Below are 25,226 nucleotides of genomic sequence, written 5' to 3' on the forward strand. Positions count from 1 at the left end.
CACATCTCCTCCGATCGATGAGCTCAGCTAATACAAGCATGATCACATCGCCGTTGTTCCGCACCGGTGCGCGGCCGTTCAGTGGATGTATGACGACAATTTGCGCCGACCAGGTCGCACCGGCCACCCGCGGCTGGGCGCCCCCGGTGGTGATGGCAGCGACCGTGTTCACCGTGGTCACCGCCGAGATGCTGCCGGTCGGCCTACTCACGCCGATCGGGTCTAGCCTCCAGGTCAGCGAAGGAACGGCGGGCCTCACCCTGACTGTCACTGGTGTGGTGTCCGCGCTGGCCTCGCCGATCCTCCCGCTGGTGCTGGGCAAGCTCGACCGCCGCATCGTGATGGTCGGACTGATGGCGCTTCTCGCCGCCGCGAGCCTCCTCGCGGCCGCCGCCCCGACCTTCGCCATGCTGATGATCGCGCGCGTCCTCTTCGGCATCTCGCTCGGCGGTGTCTGGCTGTTCACGATCGGACTCGCGCGACGCGTCGTGCCGGCGCACGCGGCCGGACCGGCGACCTCGCTCATCTTCAGCGGTATCGGAATCGCTTCTGTACTGGGGATCCCGGCCGGGGCGTTTGTCGGCGAACTGTTCGGCTGGCGCTGGGCGTTCGCCGCCGTCGGCGTGCTGTCGGCAACGCTCGCCGCGGCCCTCGCGCTCTTCCTGCCACGGCTGTCCGCCGAGAAGGCAGTCCGGCTGAGCGACGTCGCGGAAGTCCTCAGGATCAAGCAACTCCGCGTCGGCCTGGCCCTGGTCGCACTACTCGTGACAGGCCACTTCGCCGCCTACACGTACGTGCGACCGCTCCTCGAGAAGCAGGCCGGAATCACCCCCGCCCTCATCGGCACGTTGCTCCTGGCGTACGGCGTCGCCGGCGTCATTGGCAACTTCGTCGCGGGCTCGCTCCGCCCGGCCCGGGCCCTCGGAATGATTGCCCTCGGCATCGCGACGGTCGCCGTACTCATGCCTGTTCTCGGTACGACGCTGACCGGAGCCCTTGTATTGCTGGTTGTTTGGGGCTTCTCGCACGGCGGCACCAGCGTGAGCACACAGGCGTGGGGTCACGCCGCGGCACCCAGTGCCCCCGAAGCGTCGTCCGCCGTACTCGTCGGGGTGTACAACGGCGCGATCGCACTCGGCGCCTTCGCCGGCGGCCAGGCCGCCGACCACCTCGGTACGACGACCGTCACCTGGCTACCGGCAGTCCTCGGCACGGCGGCGCTGATCGTGGTCCTAGCGAACCGCCGCCAGCGCGGCTGAGTCCTCCTCGCCGAAGGTGTCTTCGAGTTTCTCGGGGGAGTAGTCGAGGTCGATCCCGGCCACGTCCACGCCGACCGCCGACTCGATCGCGCCGAGGCGGCGGGTCGCGCGGTCGCCGGCGTACGCCATCAGGGCGGTCGGGTTGATCTCCGGCGGGAGCGCGGGGGAGTTGTCCATCGCCCATTGGATCTGGGTGAGCGCGTGTGGGACCAGCTCCTCCATCGTGTCGGTGACGACCTTCCAGTTGGACTCGTCCGCGGCGACGTGCCGCCGGCAAGTGAACGTGCCCCAGGCCATGTGGCGTCGTTCGTCGTCACCGATGCGGCGGATCAGTTCCTGCATGCCGGGCAGGACTCCACGGGAGGTGCACAACAGGTTCCACGCGTGGTAGCCGGTCAGGGCCAGAGTCCCTTCCACCACGTGGTTGTAGGTGACGGACGCCCGGACCTGGTTGGCCGGCGAAGGGTCGTCGGCCAAGGACTTCAGGGCGACCGGTAGCGCCTCGTAGAAGATCGCGCGGTAGCCCGGGTTGTGCTCGATGAAATGGTGCAGGTCCCCGGTGACACCGACCGCGTCCAGCCAGAGCCGGAAGACGGCGGTGTGCTTGGCCTCCTCGAAGCAGAACTGGGTCAGGTACATCTCGTCGCCGAAGCGTCCCTCGGCCGCCATCGCCTGCAGAAACGGCTGCAGGTCCTCGGTCACCGCCTCCTCGCCCGCGATGAACTGCGAGCACAGCAGCAACGCGTTGTGCTTGTCGTTGTCGCTGAGCTCCTGCCAGTCCTTCGCGTCCTGGCTGAAGTCGATGTCCCGTGGGTTCCAGAACTTGCGGTTGCCCTTGTCGAACAACCGCAGCGGCAGAGCCTCCCAGTTGAGGCCACCGGACCGCAGCGAGCTGAAACCCTGCCGGTACAAAGGATTCGTCATGCGCGACCTCCAGTTGTGCTCAGGAACGGACCGAGGACTCCGGCCAGCTGGTCGGCGACCAGGACCGGCGCGGGACCGGGACTGACGATGTGACTGATCACGACACGCAATGCGACGTCTACACAGGCGGTTGCGTCGTCGGCCGGGATCTGGGGCCAATGTGTGCGTACGTGGGCGTCGAGCCGCTGATGACACAGCTCCAGCACCTGCTGCCCCCGTGTGGTCAGCAGCTGACTGGCCTGGTCGGATCCCGGTTGTCCCAGCGCCGCCTTCAGCAGCGGGTTGTCCGCGGCCTGCCGGAGCGCCCGCTCGACCGCGGCCCGGAGGCCGTCGATCGGGTCGGACTGCTCGGCGAGCGCAGCGTTCACCTCGACCAGGAACCGTTCGGTCTCACGCGCGACGACGGCCTGCAGCACGCCCCACTTGTCGCCGAACTCGTTGTAGACGGTCTGGCGGGAGACGCCGGTCCGCCGGGCGACGTCGGCCATCCGGAGTCCGTCGTACCCGCCGGCGACGATCGCCTCGTAGGCGGCGTCGAGCAACTCCTCGCGCAGTCGGCGCTTGGTCCGGTCGGCGAACGAGTCCATGGCGTCGATGGTTTACATATTCCTCGCGAGTGTCAAGTAATCGGACAGGTCATCTTAAATTGTCAAGTGATTGCGGAATCCGCGCGCGGTCCCGGCGGGGGAACACGTAGGGTTGGGGACGTGTCAACCGCCGAGATCCAGCCCGCGCCCACCACCGCCGATGTGCCGGAACTGGTGGTCGGCTTCGACCTGGACATGACGCTGATCGACTCGCGGCCGGGGATCCAGGCCGTCTGGGACCTGCTCGCCGCGGAGACCGGCGTACCGATCGATTCCGACCTGGTGGTCAGCCGGCTCGGACCGCCGCTGACCATCGAGATGGCGAACTGGTTCCCGCCGGAGCAGATCGACGCGATGGTCGTGCGGTACCGCGAGCACTACCCGTCGCACGCGATCACCGGGAGCCTGCCGCTGCCCGGTGCGGCCGAGTCGCTGGCCGCGGTTCGCGCCCTGCGTGGCCGGACCATGGTGGTGTCGGCGAAGTACACGCCATCGGTGCTGCTGCACATGCAGCACCTCGGCCTCGACATCGACGAGCCGGTCGGCGACCTGCACGGCGCGCAGAAGGGTACGGCGCTGCGCGAGCACAAGGCGACGATCTACGTGGGTGACCACACCGCCGACATCGAGGGAGCCCGTGCCGCCGGAGCGGTCGCGGTAGCCGTGGCGACCGGGCCGTTCACCGCGGACGAGTTGCGTGCGTACGGCGCGGACGTCGTACTGAACGACCTGACCGAGTTCCCGGCCTGGCTGGATGCGTATGTGCTCGAGCAGCGGCTGGAAGCGTTGATGAAGCGGCTGTCCGGCTACGACAAGATGGTCGTCGCGTTCAGTGGCGGCGCCGATTCGGCGTTCCTGCTGGCGGCCGCGGTTCGGGCGATCGGCCCGGCCAACGTGGTCGCCGCCACCGCGATCTCGCCGAGCCTTCCCGCAGCCGAGCTCGAGCCGGCCGCGCGCTTCGCCGACAGCCTCGGCGTCCGGCATCTGACCCCGCACACGCACGAGATGGACCGCGAGGGCTACCAGGCCAACGCGGGCGACCGGTGCTACTTCTGCAAGGCCGAACTGGTCGAGACGCTGCAGCCGATCGCGGACGAGTTCGGCATCACCGCGATCGCGACCGGCACGAACGCCGACGACGCGATCGCCGGATTCCGGCCGGGCATCCGCGCCGCCTTCGAACGGGGCGCGCTCACACCGCTGAAGGACGCGCGGCTGACCAAAGCGCAGATCCGCGAGGCCTCCCGCAGCTGGGGACTGGAGACCTCGGACAAGCCGGCCGCGGCCTGTCTGTCCAGCCGGATCGCGTACGGCATCCGCATCACGCCGAACCTGCTGGCCCGGGTCGACCGGGCCGAAGAGGTGGTCCGTTCCCGCCTCACGCCGTACGGCGTCCAGAACGTCCGGGTCCGGGATCTGGGCGACGCCGCGAGCATCGAGATCGACGGCGACCTGCTGGACCGGGTGGACCACGAGCCACTCATCGCAGCCGTCGTCGCCGAGGGCTTCCCGGCCGCCCGGCTCGACCCCCGCGGCTTCCGCTCGGGTTCGATGAACGAGCGCCTGAAGGATCCGGAGAAGTACCGATGAGGTGTGGGTCGCGGTATCTGTGGGAAGCCTGCCGGATCAGATAGTTTCCCGGAGGCGCCGCGGCGCCGGTTCACGTACGCTGGGTTCCCGATCAGGCCGCCCGCCCGGTCGGTTCCGACGATTGACGACTGAAGAGGTTCCCGTGCCCGTTGGCAAGGTCAAGTGGTATGACTCCGAGAAGGGGTTCGGCTTCCTCAGCAAGGAAGAGGGCGGTGACGTCTACGTCCGGGCCGAGGCCCTGCCCGCCGGAGTGACCAACCTCAAGCCGGGGCAGAAGGTCGAGTTCGGTGTCGTCGAGGGCCGCAAGGGTGAGCAGGCCCTCCAGGTCCGGCTGATCGACCCGCCGCCGTCGGTGGCGAAGGCGATGCGGCCGAAGCCGGAGGAGATGCAGCTCGTCATCGAGGACCTGATCAAGCTGCTGGACAACCTCGGCGAGGGCTACCGCCGCGGCCGCCACCCCGACAACAAGGCGGCCCGTCAGGTCGCGACCGTGCTGCGCGGGGTCGCCGACAAGCTGGACATCTGAGCTCAGCCCTGCCGATCGGTCGGGGCCTTCCGGTCGATCGGGGCATGTCGGTCGATCCGGGACTGGATGCCGTCGAGCACGGTCCCCAGGCCGTCCCGGAATCCGTCGTCCTCGAAGTCCAGGTCGAGGTCATCCACCGAGTTCGGCTGCTGTACGCCGGCCGCGATCGCCGGGAACCGGTCCTCGGTCGCGAGCAGGCGCAGTCGCTGGTTGTAGAGCCGGCCCGCGGTCGCGGCCTCCTCGGGGGTCTGCGTCAGCATGGTCAAGGTCAGCTGCATGGTCCCGCGGACGTAGATGTTCACCAGCAGCATCGACGACAGCCTCTCGTTCGCCGTCAGCGGCGTGCCGTCGAACGCCTGCAACGCCGACTCCATCCAAGTCAGCTGGTTGGGTGACAGCGGCGGCTCGGACACCGGCACCTGCAGGATCCACGGGTGCTGCCGCAGGCTGTCACGAAACGCCTCGGCCCACCCGGTGATGCGGCCGCGCCAGTCCTGCCCGGCCACCGGCTCGGGTGCCTCGCCGAACGCTTCTTCGAGCATCACGGCGTACAGGTCGTCCTTGGAATCGACGTACCGGTAGAGCGACATCGTGGTGAAGCCGAGCTCGGCCGCCACCTTGCTCATCGAGACCGCGGCCAGGCCGCCCGTGTCGGCCAGCCGGATCGCTGCCTGGCCAATGTCGCTCAGGTGGAACGCCGGCTTCGGCCCAGGCCGGGCCGGCCCTTCGATCCCCCACAGCTGCTGCAGCACTCGCGGCAGCTCCACCTGCTCGTCCATGTGGCCCTCCTCGGCGTCCATCGGGAATGACTGTTTACATCATAGACAGATGCGGCTATGGTCTGTGTATGGCGCACACAGTGTGCGGCGCAGACAGATAAATCCGGAGGGGCATCATGGGTCCGACCGAACGAGCGGGACGCAAAGAGTGGATCGCGCTCGGCGTGCTCGCACTGCCGCTGTTGCTGGTGTCGATGGACGTCTCGGTCCTGTACTTCGCGGTCCCGTACATCAGCGCGGACCTGGGGGTCTCGGCGACCGAGCAGCTGTGGATCTTCGACATCTACGGGTTCGTGCTGGCCGGTCTGCTGATCACCATGGGTTCGCTCGGTGACCGGATCGGCCGCCGCCGACTGCTGATCTTCGGTGCCGTCGCGTTCGGTCTGGCCTCGGTGGCCGCGGCGTACGCGCAGAGCCCGGAGCAGCTGATCGCCGCCCGCGCGGTGCTCGGAATCGGTGGCGCGACCCTGATGCCGTCGACCCTCGCGCTGATCCGGAACATGTTCCACGACGCTCAGCAGCGGGCAAAGGCGATCGCGTTCTGGAGCGCGGTGATGATGGGTGGGATCTCGCTCGGCCCGGTGCTCGGTGGCTTCCTGCTGGAGCACTTCTGGTGGGGTTCGGTGTTCCTGATCAACACCCCGGCGATGCTGCTGCTGCTGGTGCTCGCGCCGATGCTGCTGCCGGAGTTCAAGGCCCCGACCGGTGGCCGGTTCGACCTGATCGGATCGCTGCTGTCGCTGGCCGCCGTACTGCCGGTGATCTGGGGGATCAAGGAGCTGGCGGCGAACGGGGCGTCCGCGTTGCCGGTGGTCGCGATCGTGGCCGGCCTGGTCTTCGGAGTGATGTTCGTGCAGCGGCAGCGGACTGCGGCGTACCCGATGATCGAGCTGGGGATGTTCCGCAACATGGCGTTCAGCGGCTCGCTGGTGGCCAATACTGTCGGGACTCTGGCCCTGGTGGGCAACGCGGTCTTCATGACCCAGTACTTGCAGCTGGTGCATGGCCTGAGCCCGTTCAAGGCGGCTCTTTGGTCACTAGCTCCGTCGGTGGTGGTTGGCGGTGCGGCGCCTCTGGCAGCCTCGCTGGCTCGGCGGATCGATCGGGCGTACGTGATCGGCGGCGCCTTCGTCCTGGCGGCTTCCGGGTTCGGCGTCCTGACCCAGGTGCGGGTCGACTCCTCGCTGGCGGTCGTCCTGACCGGAGCCGCGCTGCTGGCCGCCGGTCTGGTGATGGTGATGTCGCTGGTGACCGAGGCCATCGTCGGATCCGTCGCTCCGGAGCGGGCCGGTTCGGCCTCCGCGGTGATGGAGACCTGCAGCGAGTTCGGTGGCGCGCTGGGCATCGCGGTCCTCGGCTCGATCGGTACTGCGGCCTACCGCTCGGACCTGCCGTCGGGTGTAGCGGCTCCGGTCCGCGAGGGTCTGCCGGCCGCGACCGCAGCGGCGGCTCATCTGCCCGGCCAGGTCGCCGAGACCGTTCTGACCACCGCGCGGCACGCCTTCACCCACAGCATGAACCTGGTCGCCGTCGTCGGTTGCGTCCTTCTTCTGGTCACCGCGGTCGTCGCCACCACCACCCTGCGCGGCACCGCAGCCTCCCCGGAGCTCGTCCCCGTCTCCGAAGAGGAGGACGACACAGAACTCCAGCCAGTCGCGTAAGCCCCACCGGAGTCGCCTGACCCCCTCCATAGATCAGCCCCGGCGCACCCGCGCCGGGGCTGATCTGCGCCGGTCCGTTTCAGCGGGGTGGGCGGCGCCCACGGGGGCGGCGTTTGAAGAAGCGTGGGTCCTGCTCGGGCTGGCGTTCGACGGTCGGCTCCTCGGCCCACCGGGCCTGATCCTCGAGCGTGTCCTCGTCCTCGTCGTCCTTCTGCCCACTCCACCAGCGCCCGACCGGCTGCTCCCCGCCATCCCGTTGCCCACCACCAGGTGGCTTCTGATCCTCGGTCCTCAGCTCCACCGTCGGCTCGTCGTACCGGTCGGAGCGCTGGGCGCGGTTCGCGCGCTGCTCGGCGACGCTGGTGGTCATGATCGTGCGGCTCGTGCTGGGAGGATGCTCAGACTCCGCGTCGTCCGCCCGGCGCGGCGCATCGCCGGACCGCCGGTGCGGCTCGCCGCCGCCCGGCCTGCGACCTGGCCCGCCCTCGGCCCGCAGGCCGGTGGGTAGCGGCTTCGACGGCTTCATCCGGATGACCAGGAAGACCACCGCGAGCAGGACAACTGCAAGGAAACCGAAGCCGAGTCGCGGGATCAGGGGCAGCACGATGCCGCAGCCGCCACCGATCACCCAGGCCAGTTGCAACACGGTCTCCGAGCGTGCGAAGACCGACGTACGGACGGACTCCGCGACGTCGCGCTGGATCATCGCGTCCAGCGACAGCTTCCCGAGCGAACTGCACAGACCCGCGATCAGGCCGAGTGCGATGAGGCTCGGGAACCCGTACAGCACCGCCACCGCGACCGCGAGCGTCGCGTCCACGATCAGGACCACCAGCACGACCACCTCGGGTTTTCGTGCCTTGAGCAACGATCCGCTCAGGGTGCCGAGGCTGTTGCCGATCCCGGCCGCGGCGATCACCGCGGCGACCGCGATCGCGCCGTCGACCCCACTGATCGGTTTGTCCCGGAGCAGGAAGGCCAGATACATGGTGAGGAAGCCGGACACGAACCGGAGTCCGAGGTTGCATCGGATGCCGCGTGCCACCGCCGCGGTGATCGCCCTCCGCCGCGCGTCGCGCCCCGCCGTACCGGTGATCTCCTCGTCCGCGGGTGAGTCGACCTCGCTGGGCAGCCGGATCGCGAGGATCAGGCCGATCGTGTACACGACCGCGGCCCAGCGCAGCGACCACTGCGGCCCGATCGCGGCGAATGCTCCCGCGATGACCGCGCCGACGGTCGCGCCCACGACACCGGCCAGCGAGATCCGGGAGTTGGCCGTGACGAGCGTGATCTCCTTCGGCAGCAAGCGCGGTACGGCGGAGGCGCGGGTCACGCCGTACGCCTTGGACGCGACCAGGCAACCGAGTGCGGCCGGGTAGAGCCAGGCCGAGCCCGAGCCGGTCATCGACGCGGCGAGGCTCCAGACCAGGAAGCCGCGGAGGCCGAGCGTCGCTCCGATCGCCCAGCGGCGGCCGTGGCGGAACCGGTCCAGGATCGGTCCGATCAGCGGCGCCATCAGGGCGAACGGCGCCATCGTCAGCAGCAGGAACAAGGCGACACGGTCGCGGGCCTGGTCGCTCGGCACGGTGAAGAACACGGTCCCGGCCAGCGAGACCGCGAACGCGGTGTCACCGGCAGCGTTGACCGCGCCCAGCTCGATCAGCCGGGACAGACCCGATTCGCGGGCGCCCTGAGCGCCCGTCAGTCCGCGGATCCGGCGGCCGGTGGCCCGGCCGACCTTGCCACCCACGGCCGCTGTCTTCTTCGACGCGGTAGCGAACCCGGTCGCGCCGACCTTCGAGGCGTGGCCGACCTTCTTGCTCGCAGTTCCCAGCTTGTCCCGTGCGTCGCTGAACCGATCACCGGGCGATTTCCCCGCCGCCGACTGCCCGCCGGTCGATTGCCCACCGGACGGCTTTTCAGCCCTCGGCTGCCCGCCGGTCGGTCGCTCGCCGGCGGGCTTTCCGCCGGGCGTCGACTTCGGGTCGGCGGGGTCTGGGCTGTGCATGGAACCATCCTGCCTCCTGCGGGGGACAGACCGTAGTCACGGCGCGTTCGGAAGACCGCCTCGGCCGTGCGAGAATGGGCGATTGTGACTCCCGTCAGAACTCCGGAACCGGTGCGTGCCAAGGCCGACGCGATCAGTGTCGCGGCGGTCGACCCTGCCCGTGAGGCGGCGATCGACGAGGCCGGTGCTGCGCAGGTCGGGGAGTACCTCGGTCATTCGGTCGAGGGTGAGCGCCTCGTCACCCACTACTTCGCCTCCACCCACCCGGGCTACCGGGGCTGGCGGTGGGCGGTCACGGTGACCCGCGCCTCCCGGGCGAAGACGGTCACGGTCAACGAGGTCGTCATGCTTCCCGGCGACGCGGCAGTCGTCGCGCCGGAGTGGGTCCCGTGGTCCGAGCGCGTCCAGCCGGGCGACCTCCGCCCCGGCGACCTGTTCCCGACCCACGCCGACGACCCGCGCCTCGAGGCCGGCTTCACCGACACCGGCGCCCCGGACGACGTACGCGCAGTCGTCGACGAACTCGGCCTGGGCCGCGAGCGCGTGCTCTCGCCGTTCGGTCGTGAGGAAGCGGCCGAGCGCTGGTACGCCGGTGACTTCGGTCCGAGCGCGCCGATCGCGCAGGCCGTCCCGTACAAGTGCCACTCGTGCGGCTACTGGATCCGCCTGGCCGACAGCCTCGGCCAAGCCTTCGGCATCTGTGCGAACGAGATGGCTCCGGGCGAGGGCCGCGTCGTCGCGTACGACTACGGCTGCGGCGCCCACTCCGACGCGGTCATCGACCTCCCGGATCAACCGTCCGCCGAACACGCCTTCGACACCACCGGCTACGACACCCTCGAACTAGCCGACGCCGTCCAATCCGAGGTCGAGGCCGCCGCCGAACCAGAATCGGACGACGAACTCAAGTAAAGGCCGCATCCCCCACCGTGCTGCTGGACCTCAACCACGAGGCACTCGCGGTGTCCTTTGGCGGTGGGTTCTAGTCCTCGTGTTCTGGGCGGTGGCCGGCTTGGATGGCGGCCCAACGGCGGCGGCAGTACCAGAGGCCGATGAGACCGAGGCCGAATCCGGCGACGGTGACCCAGAGCCACCATTCGAGGCCGTCTTCTTTGAGCTCGTCGCGGAAGATCAGGACGACGACGAACGCGACCGCCCAGGCGATGATCCCGACGATGACGCTGGGGATGCCGGACAGGTCGAGCGGCTTCACCTCGGCGTGGACCAGTTCGCCGCGGGCGAGCTGGCTCGTGGGGTCGGTCCGCTTCTTCGACGCCTCCCGTTCGTCTGACACGGCACTACCTTAGTACCCATCACCCCAGCCACCGGCAGCGGAACAGTTTTGCGTCAGTGCTCGCAACCGGTGGGCAGGAACTGGCACGATGCGGGCATGAGCTCGCCCCAGGCCACGACGGCCCGCTCCGGATCGAATGTCGTCGACTCGTACTTCAAGATCAGCCAACGTGGATCCACCCTCAGCCGGGAGATCCGTGGCGGGCTGGTCACGTTCTTCACGATGGCCTACATCGTGGTGCTGAACCCGCTGATCATCGGCACGGTGCAGGACGGCGACGGCCAGCTCGTCGGTGGTGGCACCAGTACGGCGGCCTCGATCGCGAAGATCGCGGTCGCCACGGCGCTGGTCGCCGGCGTGGTCACCATCCTGATGGGCGTGGTGGCGAACTTCCCGCTCGCGCTGGCCACCGGCCTCGGCCTGAACGCGTTCATCGCGTTCTCGGTCGCGACCAAGATGACCTGGGCCGACGCGATGGGCCTGGTGGTGTGGGAGGGTCTGATCATCCTGGTCCTGGTGCTGACCGGGTTCCGCAAGGCGGTGTTCGAGGCGGTGCCACTGCAGCTGAAAGTCGCGATCAGTGTCGGTATCGGCCTGTTCATCGCGTTCATCGGCTTCATCGATGCGGGCTTCGTCCGTCGCCCGGCGGCACTGGCCGGGCCGCCGGTCGAGCTCGGAGTCGCCGGCAACCTTCGGGGCTGGCCGGTGCTGGTCTTCGTGTTCGGCCTGGTCCTGATCGTCACGCTGTACGCGCGGAAGGTGAAAGGCGCCATCCTGATCGGCATTCTGGGCGCGACCGCGTTGTCGCTCGTGATCGAGGCGATCGCCGGGATCGGTGCCCGCAGCGACAAGAACCCGGGCGGCTGGGGCCTGAGCGTGCCGAAGCTGCCGGACGACTGGTTCACCAAACCGAACTTCGACACGATCGGCGAGTTCAGCCTGTTCGGGTCGTTCGAGCGGGTCGGCGTGATCTCCGCGCTGCTGCTGATCTTCACGCTGATGCTGGCGGACTTCTTCGACACGATGGGCACGATGACTGCGATCGGCGCCGAGGCCGGGCTGCTCGACAAGGAGGGCAACCCGCCGAACGCGCAGCGCATCCTGGTCGTCGACAGCGTCGCGGCCGCGGCCGGTGGCGCCGCGTCGGTCTCGAGCAACACGTCGTACATCGAGTCGGCGTCCGGTGTCGGTGAAGGAGCCCGGACCGGGCTCGCGAGCGTGGTGACCGGGATCTGCTTCCTGATCTCGATGGTGGTCGCGCCGCTGGTCACGCTGGTGCCGTACGAAGCGGCGACGCCGGCGTTGATCCTGGTCGGGTTCCTGATGATGGCGCAGGTGAAGGGGATCAACTTCGATGACTTCGACATCGCGTTCCCGGCGTTCCTGACCATCATCCTGATGCCGTTCACGTACTCGATCACGGCCGGCATCGGCGCGGGCTTCGTGATGTACGTCATCCTGAAGGTGATTCGGGGCAGGACCCGCGACATTCACCCGCTGATGTGGATCGTGTCGGCGCTGTTCGTCGTGTACTTCGCGATCGGCCCACTCAGCGACTGGCTCACCTAGCTCAGGTTGTCGTCGCGCCAGACGACCGAGTGCGGGTAGATGGGCGTGGGGGCCGACGATGGTGAACTGGCGGCGGCGTACTGTCCGGGAGTGGATCCTGTTGAGGCTTTTCCTGCACAGTCTGCTCGTACTGGTCGGTTCACGCTTGGTCTGCCTCGTGCGTTCACGCTGTCTCCGGACGGCGAGCGTGTGCTCTTCCTTCGGACCCGTGGGCCGGAGGACCGGGCCGGTTGCCTCTGGCTGCTCGATCTGAACGACGGTCAGGAGCATCTCCTGGTCGCGCCGGAGAACCTCGGAGACGACGGGCCGGTGCCCGAGGCCGAGCTGATCCGTCGCGAGCGGAGTCGCGAGCGCACCGCTGGTGTCGTCGCGTACTCGACCGATCGTGCGGTCCGCCAGGTCGCCTTTGCGGTCAGGGGCGACCTGTACCACCTCGACCTCGACAGCCCCGAGCGCCGGCCGGCAGCTGTGCCAACCGCGGGACCTGTTGTCGATCCGCGCATCGACCCGACCGGCCGCCGGGTCGCGTACGTGACGGGCCGTGCACTGCACGTGGTGGAGCTTGCTACTGGCAACGATCAGCAACTGGCCGCGGACCCGGACCCCGAGGTCGCCTGGGGCCTCCCCGAGCACGTTGCCGCGGAGTCGATGCAGCGGAACCGCGGCCACTGGTGGGCTCCCGACGGCACCCGGTTGCTGGCGGCAAGGGTCGACCAGACCCCGGTCCAGCGCTGGTGGATCGCGGACCCGGCCAACCCTGGCCGGAAGCCCCGCGAGATCGCCTACCCCGCCGCCGGTACGCCGAACGCCCTCGTCACCCTGCACGCGTTCGACGTGTCCGGCGGCTCGGGCACCCAGCGCTCGCTGGAGAGCTCCGGAGGCGTCGAGCTGCGGTGGGACAGGGCGGCGTACGAGTATCTGACTTCGGCCGGCTGGGACTCGCACGGGCCGTTGATCGGTGTGCAGTCCCGCGACCAACGCACGCTGCAGGTGCGAGCGGCCGATCCGGACACCGGCGAGACGCACCTCGTGCACGAGCAGCGTGATCCCGCCTGGGTCGAGCTCATCGCCGGAACCCCTGCACGCACCGAATCGGGCCGCCTCGTCCACACCGAGGATGCGGGGGAGACCCGGCGGCTACTGGTCGGCGGAGCAGCGGTCACCCCAGACGGTCTGCAGGTCCGCGCCGTCCTGGATGTCTCAGGCGAGGCGGTCCTCTTCGAGGCGAACGACGAGCCGACCGAGCGCCACCTCTGGCTGTACGACGAGACCGGGCCGCATCAGCTGAGCGAAGGCGCAGGCATTCACACCGGAAGCCGCGTCCCCGGCGCGCTCCTGGTGGTCTCCAACACGGAGGCCGGCCGATCGTTCGTCGCGCGGAGGGCCGGCCGGCCGGACCGAGCGATCAGTGCGCTCAACGCCAAGCCAGTGCTCACTCCGCGGATCACCTGGTTGCAGGCCGGCGAACTGCAGCTGCGGACCGCCCTCCTGCTGCCGTCCTGGCATCAGCCCGGCGACGCGCCGCTGCCGGTCGTGATGTCGCCGTACGGCGGTTCCGCCGCGCAGCTTGCGGTGCGGGTCACCGGTGGGTGGTTCGCCACTGCTCAGTGGTACGCCGAAGCCGGGTTCGCCGTGGTCATCGCCGACGGCCGGGGTACGCCGGGACGCGGTCCGACGTGGGAGAAGGCGGTCCATCTCGACACCATGACGGCTCCGCTCGAGGATCAGGTGACGGCGTTGCGCTCCGTCGCGGAGCAGACCGGTGCCCTCGATCTGACCAAGGTCGCCATGCGGGGCTGGAGCTACGGCGGCCTGCTCGCCGCGGCTGCGGTCCTCCGCCGGCCGGATGTCTTCCATGCGGCGATCGCCGGCGCTCCCCCGAGCGACTCGCGGATGTACGACACGCACTGGCGCGAGCGGTTCCTGGGGCATCCCGATGAGAACCCCGAGGTCTACGACCGCTCGTCACTGCTCACCTACGCGGCCGATCTCCATCGTCCTCTGCTGCTGGTGCATGGTCTGGCCGACGACAACGTGGTTGCCGCCCACACTCTGCGGCTGTCGGCCGCATTGCTCGCGGCCGGCCGTCAGCATCAGGTGCTGCCACTGTCCGGGGCCACCCACATGCCCACCGACGCGGCGACCCTGGAAGGACTGATGCACCACGAGCTCCGCTTCCTCAAGGAGTCCCTCTAGGTCTGCCCGGATTGTTGGTGGACCTGAGGCACTCACCAACCCTTCGGTCGGGGCATCACCGGCGCAGGTCTGAGCGTGGCCGGCAGGGGCGGTGTCTGGTTGGTGAGTGGCACAGATCCGCTCCAGCGGGTTCGAGCCGGCTCTGGGGCGTTGGTCAGGTCCCGTTCGATCCGCTTCCGACCCGCGGTGCGGCGGGTGGGATCGGGGCCGTGGGCCGACCGCACAGGCGTGTCAGCGGGTCCTGAGCCGCCGAGACCGGGAGGTGGCCAGTTTGGACAGGAGGTGTCCGGCGGCCCGTAGTGCGCCTGGGCCTGAAGGCGCCCGCGCGTACGGTGTATCGCCGGTGCACTACCTGTCGATCTGCACACTGACCAGTCCAGCTGACATCCCCGGGGCCCAGCCCAACCCACGCGGTCAAACCGCGTCTGAACCGGGACCGGGGAGCGTAGTCACCGGATTCGGCGTGTAGAACTCCCCACTCTGGCCTTCGAGGCGGGCAGAACCGATCGGTCGCGACCTCGGCCGCGCCGCCGCCTGTGACCGGTGTCCTGGCCGAGTTCACCTAGGTGGTCGTCGTACGCCGCAGCTCGAGGTACTCCGCCCGTGCGGCGAACAGGTCACGCAGTTCGGTGCTCACGTGGTCGAGGAACTCGGTCCGGTACGTCGAGTCGGTCAGCAGCGCGATGGAGTAGTACAGCCCGGTGAAGTTGGCGATGCCGATGGCAACCTTCACCAGCGCTTCGCTGATCAGCATCTGGTGATCCAGCAGATCGATGCGGTACGACCAGGAGCCGGGGGTGATGCCCCACTGCTCGTAGATGTGCTCGCTGATCGCGAGCATGCCGAAGGCGACGAAGAAGAGTCCGACGCCGGCGCTCACCACCAGCGCCTGCATCCATTGCCGGATGACCAGGCTGATGCTGATGTTCATCCGCTGGATCCGGCGCAGCGGCGGTCCGGAGCCGGCGTCACGCTCGATCGCGTCCACCTCCCGGGGCAGCCGGATCAGCAGGAACAGGGTGCTCAGCACGGTGAAGGCGACCACCGAGACGACGATGAACGCGACCGGCATCCCGGCGAACACCTGCCACATCTCCGTGTTCACGAACAGCACCAGTGAGAACACCAGCAGCAACGGCAGCGCCCGGACCAGGCTGGCCACCGAGTTCGCCAGCTCGCTCGCCAGCCGCCGCAGGCTCCAGAAGATCGTCCCGATCAGCCCGTAGCCGATCACGACGTACACCACGCCGACCAGCAGGAGGTTGCCGATGGCAACGCCGAAGAACTGGCGGAGCTGGCCCTGGGTGACCACGGGCAACAGGGCCGGGAGTAGGACGAAGACAGCCAGCTCGGGTACGCCGAACCGGGTCGGCAGCGACCAGAACGGGCGGCCACGGAAGCCGTTCAGCAGGCCGAATCCGGCGATCAGCACCAGCATGGCGCCCAACGCCGCGAGCACGTTCACCCAGACCGGCCACTGCAGCGAGGTCGCCCCGAGAACCTCGGCGAGAAACACCAGCACCAGCAGCGGCGTGGCCCGGGTGAAGATGTCGTGGGTCGGCGAGAAGTCTTCGATGAACAACGGCAGCCCGGCCCGCCGGAACCGTTGCTCGAACCGCGCCAGCTCAGCACTCGTCCCCATGCCCGCGAACTCTAGCGGCCCGCCGGCGTCACCGAGCGACCGGGAATAGCATCGGATGGTAATGCGTTTTCTTTAGCAAAGGTAATAAGTTAAGGTAACGGTATGCCCGAAGTCGTAGCACAGCAGGTGAAGAGTGACGTCGGGCTGGCGAGTGCCCTGCGGTCGTCGACCCTGCGCCTGTCCCGGCAGATCCGGCGGCAGCGCGAGCCCGGTCACGACCTCAGCGCCAACCAGCTCAGCGTGCTCGGCGCGTTGTCCAAGCACGAGGCGATGACGATCGGTGAGCTGGCTGCCCATGAGCAGGTCAAGCCGCCGTCGATGACGCGGATCGTGACCAACATGGAGGAGGCGGGCCTGGTCGTCCGCCGCCCGCATCCGACCGACAAGCGCCAGATCATGGTCGAACTGACGGCGAAGGCCGGCGAGCTCATCCACGCCAACCGGCGGCGCCGCGACGAGTGGCTGCAGACCAAGCTCAAGCAACTGACCCACGAGGAGCGCGACATCCTGCGCAAAGCAGCCCCTGTTCTCGAACGCCTGGCGGCCACATGAGTCCGACCTTCCGCGCGTTCAAAGTCCGTAACTTCCGTCTCTACGCCTCCGGTGCGATCGTCTCGAACGTCGGCACCTGGATGCAGCGGGTCGCACAGGACTGGCTGGTCCTGGAGCTGACCCATTCCGGTACGGCGCTCGGCATCGTCACCGGACTGCAGTTCCTGCCGGCCCTGCTGCTCGGCCCGTACGCCGGTCTGGTCGCCGACCGCTTGCCGAAGCGGACGGTGCTGACGTGCACCCAGATCGCGATGGCCTCCGTCGCCCTGGTCCTCGGCAGCCTCACCATCGCCGGGGTCGTCCAGCCCTGGCACGTGTACCTGCTGGCCCTGTTGTTCGGTGTCGGCACTGCCTTCGACGCCCCGACCCGGCAGTCCTTCGTGGTCGAGATGGTCGGCCGCGAAGAGCTGTCCAACGCAGTCGGGCTGAACTCGGCGTCCTTCAACGCGGCCCGGCTGCTCGGCCCGGCCCTGGCCGGTCTGCTGATCAACTGGATCGGCACCGGTCCGGTCATCCTGATCAACGGCTTCACCTACGCGGCCGTGATCCTGTCGCTGCGCCTGATGCGGGTCCACGAGCTGCACACACCCACTCCTGCGGGCCGCGAGAAGGGCATGATCCGCGACGGCATGCGCTACCTGTGGCGCCGGCCGGACCTGATGATGGTGCTGGTCGCGGTGTTCTTCGCGGGCACCTTCGGCCTGAACTTCCAGCTGACCTCGGCGCTGATGGCGACCCAGGTGTTCCACAAGGGCGCGGGGGAGTACGGCATCCTCGGCTCGGTGCTCGCGATCGGCTCGCTGTCCGGTGCGCTGCTGGCGGCCCGCCGGGTCCGGATCCGGGCTCGCCTGGTGATCGGCGCCGCACTCGCCTTCGGTGCTTTCGAGATCATCAGCGCGCTGATGCCGACGTACCTGACCTTCGCGCTCGTGCTGCCGCTGGTCGGGCTGGCTTCGCTGACCATGCTGACCTCGGCGAACGCGACCATGCAGCTCGGTATCGAGCCGAGCATGCGCGGCCGGGTGATGGCGCTCTACATGACGGTCCTGATGGGCGGTTCGCCGCTCGGGTCGCCATTCATCGGCTGGGTCGGCCAGGAGTTCGGCGCCCGCTACACGCTGATCGTCGGCGGCGGACTGACGGTGCTCGGCACGGTCGGATCGGTGCTGTACTTCTCCCGCCGACGCGGACTCGCGATCCGGCCGCGACTGCTGCCCCGCCCGCGGCTGGAGGTGCTGCCGCAGACCGAGCTCCTCGGCGAGAAGGCAGTGGTCGACGCCGGTCCGCAGACCGAGGTCGTCACTGGGTTGAAGTCCGAGGCCCTCGACGACACCAAGGAGCTGGGTCCCCGGGTCGCCTGACGAACGGGAGCTGGGGTCACAGGGGCACAATGGGGTGTGACCCATTACGACCTGGTGATTATCGGGACCGGCTCCGGCAACACGATCGTGAACCGGCGGTTCGCGGACTGGAAGGTGGCGATCGTCGAGCGTGGCACGTTCGGCGGGACCTGCCTGAACGTGGGCTGTATCCCCACCAAGATGTTCGTGCACACCGCCGACCTGGCCGCCACCCCGTCGATCAGTTCCCGGTACGGCGTCGACGAGGAGCTGATCGGGGTGCGCTGGCCGGAGGTCCGGGACCGGATCTTCGACCGGATCGACCCGATCGCCGCGTCCGGCTCGGAGTACCGGCACCACCACGCCGACAACGCCAACATCACCGTGTACGACGGCACCGGCCGGTTCACCGGTACCAAGGAGCTGACGGTCGACGGCAAGGACGGCCGGACCAGCGTGATCACGGCCGACCGGTACGTGCTCGCGGCCGGCAGCCGGCCGATCATCCCGTTCATCCCCGGCCTCGAGGAGACCGGCTACCACACGTCGAACACGATCATGCGGCTGGAGAAGCTGCCGCGCCGGCTCGGCATCATCGGCAGCGGTTTCGTCGCCGCCGAGTTCGCCCACATCTTCTCGTCGTACGGCGTCGACGTCACGCTGATCGCCCGGTCGGACCTGCTGCTGCGCCACGAGGACGCCGACATCGCCAAGCGCTTCACCGAGCTCGCCCGCGGCAAGTACGACGTACGGCTCGACCACGAGACGATCGGGGTGGCCCGCAACGACGACGGGTCGATCCTGATCCGGACGCTGTACCCGGACGGCGCCGACAAGATCGAGGTCGATGAGCTCCTGATCGCCGTCGGCCGTACGCCGAACTCGGACGTACTGGACCTGGATGCCACCGGCGTCGAGGTCGACCACGAGGGCCGGGTGGTCGTCGACGAGTACCAGCAGACCACCGTCGACGGCATCTACGCGCTCGGCGACGTGACCACGCCGCACCAGCTCAAGCACGTCGCGAATCACGAGGCGCGCGTGGTGAAGCACAACCTGCTCAACCCCACCGACCGGATCGAGGCCGACCACCGCTTCGTCCCGCACGCTGTCTTCAGCTCGCCGCAGATCGCGTCCGTCGGCCTGACCGAGGAGGAGGCTCGCGAGCGCGGCATCGAGTACGTCGTCGGCCGCGAGAACTACGCCGACATCGCCTACGGCTGGGCGATGGAGGACACCAGCGGGTTCGCCAAGATCCTGGCCGACCCGAAGTCCGGCCAGATCATCGGCTGCCACATCATCGGCCCGCAGGCGTCCTCGGTGATCCAGCCCGTCATCCAGGCGATGAGCTTCGGCCTGGACGCCTACTCGATGGCCCGGAACCAGTACTGGATCCACCCGGCGATGTCCGAGCTGATCGAGAACGCCCTGCTGCATCTGGAGCTACGGCCGAAAGGCTGAGATCACGTCACCGATCGTGTCCAGGGTGTCGAGGTCGGGGAGGCTGATCATCACTTCCGCCGCGCCGGCCTCGGAGAGTTCGCGGAAGCGGCCGATCTGGTCGTCGACCGTGCCGGCGTTGACCGAGGCTGCGTACCGGGCCGGGTTCTGGTTGCGTGGCCGGAGTCGTTCGACCAGGTCGTCAACGGTCCGGGAATCCTTACCCACAAGGGTTGTGGACAGATGCGTGACCTCGATCGGGCGGTCCGTCAGTTCGCGAAGGTAGCCGGCGTGCTGACGGACAGCGGTGGCATCGCCGAACACGTTGACCGCGTCGGCGTACCGCGCCGCCAACCGCAGCGTCCGGCGTCCGCTGCCGCCGACGAGCACCGGCAGATGCTCTTGCAGAGGCCGCGGATAACAAGTGGTGTCCGGTACGTCGAGCACCTTGCCGTGGAACGGTTTGTTGCCTGGTCCCCATAAAACCGGAAGCAACTGCAAGGTGTCCTCGAGCAGCGCATACCGCTCGGCCACCGGCGGGAACGTCCACCCGTACGCCTTGTGCTCGGCCTCGAACCACGCGAGCCCGACGCCGCAGACGGCCCGCCCGCCACTCAGTACGTCGAGCGTCGCCGCGATCTTCCCCAGATGCGCGACGTTGCGATACGTGATCCCCGAGACCAAGGTCCCCAACCGCATCCGCGTCGTACAGGCAGCCAGATAGCCGAGCGTCGTCCAGCTCTCCAGGAAGTCGTCCCAGGCGCGCCCCACCTGCGGGATCTGCCGGAAGTGGTCCATCACATAGATCGCGTCGAACCCGGCGGCCTCGGCCCGGCCTGCGACATCCCGGATCCAATCGGCCGTCCCGGCCCGTCCGGCCTTGTGCGTGTAGCTGCTCAACTGCAGCCCGAAGCGCAACCCCGCCGGAGCTTCCGACTGCCGCGCCGCCGCAGCTCCCGCATCCACGAACGCCTCCGGTACGACGCGCAGCGCGGTCGGCTGCAGTACGTCGTCGTACCCCTCGAGCGGCAGCTCCTTCTTCACGGCCGTCCACGAGCGCAGCTGACTGGTGAGCACGTCGGCGGGGATCCGCTTCAGCCGTTCGCGGTTCCGCAGCCGGCACTCGGCGGCCGGGGTGTCGAAACCGACCGCGACACAAGGCATCCCGGCTGCACGAGCCAGTTCGAGCCACCGCAGCCGCCGTTCCTTGTCCAGGCCCAACGTGTCGATCACGGTCGTCAGCTGCCGCCCGATCCGCTGCCGCACCACTTCTTCCAGCAACGCGAACGCGTCCGCGCTCGCCGCGAGATCGTCCTCGCCGGCCCCGACCAACGCCCGCAGCCGATCACTCGACACGATCAGCCCGTCCGCGAACCGCTCCGTCGCCCACGTCGACTTCCCCGACGCCCCGGCCCCAACCAGAATCACCACACACGGCGACGGCAGTTTCAGTTCTTCCACAAAAGCAGTTTCCACCACCGATAGGCTTTTGCGATGCGATTGTTCGTGGCCGTCGTGCCACCTCTCGAGGTAGTGGAGGATCTGAGCGAGTTCGTCGAACCCAGGCGGCAGCATCCGGATGACGACATCCGATGGGCCGCGGACGAGCACTGGCACATCACGCTGGCGTTCCTGGGCGACGTGCCGGACTGGAAGACCGATGAACTGGGGGAGCGACTGGAGGGGGCCGCGAAGCGGCAGAAGCCGTTCGAGGCACAGGTCACCGGAGCGGGCGCCTTTCCGGGCGTGCCCGACGCGCGCGTTCTGTACGCCGGGATCCGCGACGACACCGAGTCGCTGTCGCACCTGGCGATGACGACCCGTTCCGCCGCGAACCGCGCCGGCGTGATGGTGGAGGGCCGGAAGTTCACACCGCATCTGACCCTGGCCCGGCTGCGGCGGCCGCTCGACGTGACCCGTTGGGTGCGGATCTTCGACGGGTACGAGGGACCCGTTTGGACGGCGGGATCGGTGCGCCTGATCGAGTCCCGGCTCGGCGAGGGTCCCGGGCACAGTGCGGCGTACACCGCAGTAGGCGAATGGGACTTCTTAGGTTAACCTCAGGAAGGTTAGCCGTACCTAATCACGTGAAAGAGTCCCCGCCATGCTCGCGAACTATCTGATCGGACTCCGTGAAGGCCTCGAGGCATCGCTGGTCGTCAGCATCCTCGCCACCTTCCTGGTCAAGTCAGGACATCGGGATCGACTCAAACTGGTATGGATCGGAGTGGCCGCGGCGCTGGCCGTCGCTGCCGCCGCCTGGGGTCTGCTGCAGTTCGTCACCGCGCTGACCGCGAAGTCGTTCACCACCCAGGAGACCGTCGGCGGCGTGATGTCGATCCTCGCGGTCGGCTTCGTCACCTGGATGATCTTCTGGATGCGCAAGGCGTCGCGCAGCATCGCCAGGGAGTTGCGCGACCGGATGGGCGTGGCGCTCGAGGTCGGCGCCCGCGCCGTCGTCATCCTGGCTTTCCTGGCCGTGTTCCGGGAGAGCATCGAGACCGCCTTCATCGTGTACGCGTCGGCCGCCACCGCGACCACCGCCGTACCGTTCGTCGGCGTCCTGCTCGGCCTGGCCACCTCGGTCCTGCTCGGAGTGGCGATCTACCGCGGTGCGGTGAAGGTCAACCTGGCGGTGTTCTTCAAGTGGACCGGCGCGATCCTGATCCTGGTCGCGGCCGGCATCTTCGCCTACGGCTTCCACGACCTGCAGGAGGCGGGCATCCTGCCCGGGCTGCAGCACCTCGCCTTCGACATCTCGCACGTGATCCCGCCGGACAGCTGGTACGGCGTACTGCTGAAGGGCATCTTCAACTTCAACCCCGCGCCGACCGTCCTCGAGGCGGTCGCGTGGCTGGCGTACCTCGTCCCCGTGCTCGTGCTGTACTTCCGCCCGGTCAAGACCAGCGCGCCGCCCGCCGTACCGGCCAAGACCGCCGAAGCGGCCTGATCCCACCTCACCGTCCAGGAGAAACATGTTCACGTCCACGACCCGCGGGGTCATCGCTCTCGGCGCAGTACTGGGGCTCGCCATGCTGACCGGTTGTGCGGATGACCAGCCGGCCGCCTCCGCCGACGACGGCGCCGGACCGGTGTCGGTCAAGGCGAGCGATTCGTCGTGCGACCTCAGCCGCCGCGACGTGAAGTCCGGGACCAGCACCTTCTCGGTCTCCAACGGCGGGAGCAAGGTCACCGAGTTCTACGTGTACGCCGAGGGTGACCGCGTGATGGGCGAGGTCGAGAACATCGGCCCCGGCCTGAAACGCGACCTGATCGTCGAGCTGCCGACCGGCAAGTACCAGGCCGTCTGCAAGCCCGGCATGGTCGGCGACGGCATCCGCGGCGACCTGACCGTCGCAGGCGACGCCCCGGCCCAGGTGGACGAGGACACCCTGCTGAAGCAGGCCACCGACAGCTACCAGCGGTACGTGAACTCGCAGGCGGTCGCGCTGGAGCAGAAGACCACCGAGTTCGTCACCGCGGTGAAGGCCGGCGACGTGGCCAAGGCCAAGGAGCTGTTCCCGGTGTCGCGGACGTACTGGGAGCGGATCGAGCCGGTCGCGGAGTCGTTCGGCGACCTGGACCCGAAGATCGACGCCCGGGTGAACGACGTCGAGCCGGGCACCGAGTGGACCGGGTACCACCGGATCGAGCAGGCGCTCTGGGTCTCCAACACCACCAAGGGCATGGAGAAGTACGCCGACCAGCTGCTGGTCGACGTGAAGACGGTGGTGGCGAAGGCCAAGGTCGTCAAGCTCAACCCGCTGCAGCTGGCCAACGGTGCGAAGGAACTGCTGGACGAGGTTGCCACCGGCAAGATCACCGGTGAGGAGGACCGCTACTCGCACACCGACCTGTGGGACTTCCAGGCCAACGTGGAGGGTTCGCAGGCGGCGGTCCAGGCGCTCCGCCCGGCCCTGCAGGCCCGGGACGCGGCGCTGGTCACCTCGCTCGACACCAACTTCAAGGCGGTGTTCGCCGCGGTCGACAAGTACCGCGTGGGCGACGGCTTCAAGCCGTACCAGGTCAGTGAGGCGGAGAAGAAGGAGCTCAGCCGGGTCGTCGACGGTCTGGCCGAGCCGGTCAGCCAGGTTGCAGGAGTGATCGCGAAGAAATGACCGAAGGTAAAGGCATCTCCCGCCGTGGCCTGTTCGGCGCGGCGGGTGTCGCAGTCGCCACCGGAGTCGCCGGGTACGCCGCGCACTCGGCGCTGACCGGCGAGGAGTCGCAGGCCGCGGACAACACCGGCCCGGTCGAGTTCCACGGAGCGCACCAGGCCGGGATCGTCACGCCGGTCCAGGACCGGCTGCACTTCGCCGCATTCGACGTGACCACGACCAACCGGGACGACCTGATCGCCCTGCTGAAGGAGTGGACGGCCGCGGCCGCGCTGATGACTGCTGGTCGCGACATCGGCCAGTACGGCGCGGTGAACGGACCGGATGAGGCACCGCCGGAGGACACCGGTGAGGCGGTCGGCCTGCCGCCGGCCCGGCTGACGCTGACCATCGGGTTCGGGCCTTCGCTGTTCGACAAGCGGTTCGGGCTGGCAGCCAAGCGTCCCAAGGCGCTGGTCGATCTGCCGCACTTCATCGGTGACGACCTCGACCCGAACCGGTCCGGCGGCGACATCGCCGTACAGGCGTGCTCCGACGATCCGCAGGTCGCGGTGCACGCGATCCGCAACCTGGCCCGGATCGGCTTCGGCCGGGTCGCGGTCCGCTACTCGCAGCTCGGGTTCGGCCGGACGTCGTCCACGTCGAAAGCGCAGGCCACCCCGCGCAACCTGTTCGGCTTCAAGGACGGCACGAACAACCTCAAGCTGGAGGACACCGACAAGCTCGAGCAGCAGCTGTGGGTGCAGCCGGAGGACGGCCCGGGCTGGATGGTCGGCGGCTCCTACCTGGTGTCGCGGCGGATCCGGATGAACATCGAGATCTGGGACCGTACGTCGCTGGGCGAGCAGGAGACCATCATCGGCCGGGGCAAGGGCACCGGGGCGCCCCTGGGCAAGGCCGACGAGTTCGACGCGATCGACTTCGCCGCCAAGACCTCCGACGGCGAACCGAAGGTCCCGATGGACTCGCACATCCGGCTGGCGCACCCGCAGTTCAACAAGGGCGCCGAGTTGCTCCGCCGCGGCTACAACTTCGTCGACGGTTCGGACGGTCTCGGCCGGCTGGACGCGGGGCTGTTCTTCCTCGCCTACCAGCGGGATCCGCGCAAGCAGTTCATCCCGATCCAGAACCAGTTGGCCCGCACCGACACGATGAACGAGTACATCCACCACGTCGGCTCCGGCATCTTCGCCTGCCCGGCCGGCGTGACCCCGGGCTCCTACTGGGGCGAGAAGCTCTTCGCCTGATCCAGTGCTTCCCGGGTCTGCCGATCCCCGCGCTGGTGGCCAAGATCAAGGCCAAGGGCTGGACGTGCAAGGCCGACGGCCCAGGCACGACCGAGTGCCGAAAGCCCAACGATCAGGACCTGATCTCGATCCGCAACGGCCTCGCGCGGGACAAGACGCTGGTCGGCGGCGTCACCCTGCACACCTTCAGCGGCGGCCCCGGCGCCTACCCGCAGGGTCAGGCAGTGGCCAAGGCTCGTGCCGACCTGCCCTTCGTCCTGGCCGCTCTGTTCTCCGACACCGGGACGCGAGAGCAGATCGCTGCTTGGCTGACGACCGCCGTACCGGGGTGTGCCGCGCCCACGAACATCGGAGGCTACGGCGTCGAGTGCACGAGGCCGTCGGCCATCACGATCGGCAGCGGAACGAAACAGGTCACCAGCTGGTCCATCCCGATCATGTTCAACGGCCGCCGCGTCTGACCCCGCCCCGCCCCCACCCTTCCCCGTCACCCC

The 25,226-nt window shown here is 68.6% G+C and carries 22 protein-coding genes; 15 read left to right on the forward strand and 7 right to left on the reverse strand.

All coding sequences use genetic code 11. The annotated features are described in order from the left end of the window. The first annotated feature begins 38 nt into the window (after window positions 1–38). Window positions 39–1,259 carry an MFS transporter gene (locus OG817_RS44135; RefSeq protein ID WP_406051092.1) on the forward strand — a complete coding sequence of 407 codons (1,221 nt, stop codon included), beginning with the start codon at window positions 39–41 and terminating at the stop codon, window positions 1,257–1,259. Here the strand turns inward: OG817_RS44135 and OG817_RS44140 are convergent. Beyond that, complete coding sequence (locus tag OG817_RS44140) at window positions 1,233–2,183, reverse strand: R2-like ligand-binding oxidase (protein ID WP_406051094.1); 951 nt, start codon at window positions 2,181–2,183, stop codon at window positions 1,233–1,235. The two genes, OG817_RS44135 and OG817_RS44140, sit on opposite strands and share 27 nt — an antisense overlap. Beyond that, window positions 2,180–2,770 carry a TetR/AcrR family transcriptional regulator gene (locus tag OG817_RS44145; RefSeq protein ID WP_406051095.1) on the reverse strand — a complete coding sequence of 197 codons (591 nt, stop codon included), beginning with the start codon at window positions 2,768–2,770 and terminating at the stop codon, window positions 2,180–2,182. The genes OG817_RS44140 and OG817_RS44145 overlap by 4 nt, the downstream gene beginning before the upstream one ends. A gap of 120 nt (window positions 2,771–2,890) precedes the next feature. Between OG817_RS44145 and larE the strand changes: the two genes are divergently transcribed. Further along, entirely contained in the window at window positions 2,891–4,360 is a 1,470-nt protein-coding gene (gene larE / locus OG817_RS44150; protein ID WP_406051097.1) for an ATP-dependent sacrificial sulfur transferase LarE, read from the forward strand. Window positions 4,361–4,502: 142 nt separating this feature from the next. Next, entirely contained in the window at window positions 4,503–4,886 is a 384-nt protein-coding gene (locus OG817_RS44155) for a cold-shock protein (protein ID WP_131360638.1), read from the forward strand. A gap of 2 nt (window positions 4,887–4,888) precedes the next feature. On the opposite strand, the gene OG817_RS44160 is transcribed toward OG817_RS44155, so the two are convergent. Further along, window positions 4,889–5,665, reverse strand: coding sequence for a TetR/AcrR family transcriptional regulator (locus OG817_RS44160; protein ID WP_406051098.1), 777 nt, complete (start codon window positions 5,663–5,665; stop codon window positions 4,889–4,891). A 116-nt stretch (window positions 5,666–5,781) separates the two neighbouring features. Between OG817_RS44160 and OG817_RS44165 the strand changes: the two genes are divergently transcribed. After that, window positions 5,782–7,326: an MFS transporter gene (locus OG817_RS44165; RefSeq protein ID WP_406051100.1), complete on the forward strand. Its 1,545-nt coding sequence runs from the start codon at window positions 5,782–5,784 to the stop codon at window positions 7,324–7,326. Between the two features lie 79 nt (window positions 7,327–7,405). Here OG817_RS44165 and OG817_RS44170 read toward each other — a convergent pair whose 3' ends face one another. Next, the gene (locus tag OG817_RS44170) at window positions 7,406–9,334 is read right to left on the reverse strand and encodes an MFS transporter (RefSeq protein ID WP_406051102.1); all 1,929 of its coding nucleotides are present in this window, start codon (window positions 9,332–9,334) and stop codon (window positions 7,406–7,408) included. 84 nt (window positions 9,335–9,418) lie between these two features. On the opposite strand from OG817_RS44170, the gene OG817_RS44175 reads away from it, so the two are divergent. Continuing rightward, window positions 9,419–10,246, forward strand: coding sequence for a DUF3027 domain-containing protein (locus OG817_RS44175; protein WP_406051103.1), 828 nt, complete (start codon window positions 9,419–9,421; stop codon window positions 10,244–10,246). A 70-nt stretch (window positions 10,247–10,316) separates the two neighbouring features. Here the strand turns inward: OG817_RS44175 and OG817_RS44180 are convergent, their stop codons facing one another. Further along, window positions 10,317–10,628: a DUF2530 domain-containing protein gene (locus tag OG817_RS44180; protein ID WP_406051105.1), complete on the reverse strand. Its 312-nt coding sequence runs from the start codon at window positions 10,626–10,628 to the stop codon at window positions 10,317–10,319. 96 nt (window positions 10,629–10,724) lie between these two features. Here OG817_RS44180 and OG817_RS44185 point away from each other — a divergent pair, with 96 nt between their 5' ends. Both OG817_RS44185 and OG817_RS44190 read left to right on the forward strand, forming a co-directional pair. Continuing rightward, entirely contained in the window at window positions 10,725–12,197 is a 1,473-nt protein-coding gene (locus OG817_RS44185) for an NCS2 family permease (protein ID WP_406051107.1), read from the forward strand. A 189-nt stretch (window positions 12,198–12,386) separates the two neighbouring features. Then, the gene (locus OG817_RS44190; RefSeq protein WP_406051108.1) at window positions 12,387–14,393 is read left to right on the forward strand and encodes a prolyl oligopeptidase family serine peptidase; all 2,007 of its coding nucleotides are present in this window, start codon (window positions 12,387–12,389) and stop codon (window positions 14,391–14,393) included. 562 nt (window positions 14,394–14,955) lie between these two features. On the opposite strand, the gene OG817_RS44195 is transcribed toward OG817_RS44190, so the two are convergent. Then, the gene (locus tag OG817_RS44195; RefSeq protein ID WP_396392143.1) at window positions 14,956–16,035 is read right to left on the reverse strand and encodes a hypothetical protein; all 1,080 of its coding nucleotides are present in this window, start codon (window positions 16,033–16,035) and stop codon (window positions 14,956–14,958) included. A gap of 102 nt (window positions 16,036–16,137) precedes the next feature. Between OG817_RS44195 and OG817_RS44200 the strand changes: the two genes are divergently transcribed. Genes OG817_RS44200 through OG817_RS44210 form a run of 3 tightly spaced genes read left to right on the forward strand, consistent with a single transcriptional unit; the run spans window position 16,138 to window position 19,388 of the window. Beyond that, window positions 16,138–16,587, forward strand: a complete 450-nt coding sequence (locus OG817_RS44200; RefSeq protein ID WP_131518819.1) for a MarR family winged helix-turn-helix transcriptional regulator — start codon at window positions 16,138–16,140, stop codon at window positions 16,585–16,587. After that, on the forward strand, window positions 16,584–17,948 hold the full coding sequence (locus tag OG817_RS44205) for an MFS transporter (protein ID WP_406051110.1): 1,365 nt from the start codon (window positions 16,584–16,586) through the stop codon (window positions 17,946–17,948). The genes OG817_RS44200 and OG817_RS44205 overlap by 4 nt, the downstream gene beginning before the upstream one ends. Before the next feature lie 36 nt (window positions 17,949–17,984). Continuing rightward, window positions 17,985–19,388: a mycothione reductase gene (locus OG817_RS44210; RefSeq protein ID WP_406051111.1), complete on the forward strand. Its 1,404-nt coding sequence runs from the start codon at window positions 17,985–17,987 to the stop codon at window positions 19,386–19,388. On the opposite strand, the gene OG817_RS44215 is transcribed toward OG817_RS44210, so the two are convergent. Next, entirely contained in the window at window positions 19,371–20,828 is a 1,458-nt protein-coding gene (locus OG817_RS44215; RefSeq protein ID WP_406051113.1) for an LLM class flavin-dependent oxidoreductase, read from the reverse strand. The two genes, OG817_RS44210 and OG817_RS44215, sit on opposite strands and share 18 nt — an antisense overlap. A gap of 33 nt (window positions 20,829–20,861) precedes the next feature. Here OG817_RS44215 and thpR point away from each other — a divergent pair, with 33 nt between their 5' ends. Genes thpR through OG817_RS44240 form a run of 5 tightly spaced genes read left to right on the forward strand, consistent with a single transcriptional unit; the run spans window position 20,862 to window position 25,193 of the window. Further along, window positions 20,862–21,425: an RNA 2',3'-cyclic phosphodiesterase gene (thpR, locus tag OG817_RS44220; RefSeq protein ID WP_406051114.1), complete on the forward strand. Its 564-nt coding sequence runs from the start codon at window positions 20,862–20,864 to the stop codon at window positions 21,423–21,425. 46 nt (window positions 21,426–21,471) lie between these two features. Further along, a complete protein-coding gene (gene efeU, locus OG817_RS44225) occupies window positions 21,472–22,317 on the forward strand; it encodes an iron uptake transporter permease EfeU (RefSeq protein WP_406051115.1) in 846 nt (281 codons plus the stop codon). A 25-nt stretch (window positions 22,318–22,342) separates the two neighbouring features. Next, entirely contained in the window at window positions 22,343–23,485 is a 1,143-nt protein-coding gene (efeO, locus tag OG817_RS44230; RefSeq protein ID WP_406051116.1) for an iron uptake system protein EfeO, read from the forward strand. After that, window positions 23,482–24,732, forward strand: a complete 1,251-nt coding sequence (gene efeB / locus OG817_RS44235; protein WP_406051118.1) for an iron uptake transporter deferrochelatase/peroxidase subunit — start codon at window positions 23,482–23,484, stop codon at window positions 24,730–24,732. The genes efeO and efeB overlap by 4 nt, the downstream gene beginning before the upstream one ends. A 35-nt stretch (window positions 24,733–24,767) precedes the next feature. Further along, complete coding sequence (locus tag OG817_RS44240) at window positions 24,768–25,193, forward strand: hypothetical protein (RefSeq protein ID WP_406051119.1); 426 nt, start codon at window positions 24,768–24,770, stop codon at window positions 25,191–25,193. Window positions 25,194–25,226: the final 33 nt, after the last annotated feature.

It is taken from the genome of Kribbella sp. NBC_00889 (assembly GCF_045207705.1).
In the GTDB taxonomy this organism is placed as follows: domain Bacteria; phylum Actinomycetota; class Actinomycetes; order Propionibacteriales; family Kribbellaceae; genus Kribbella.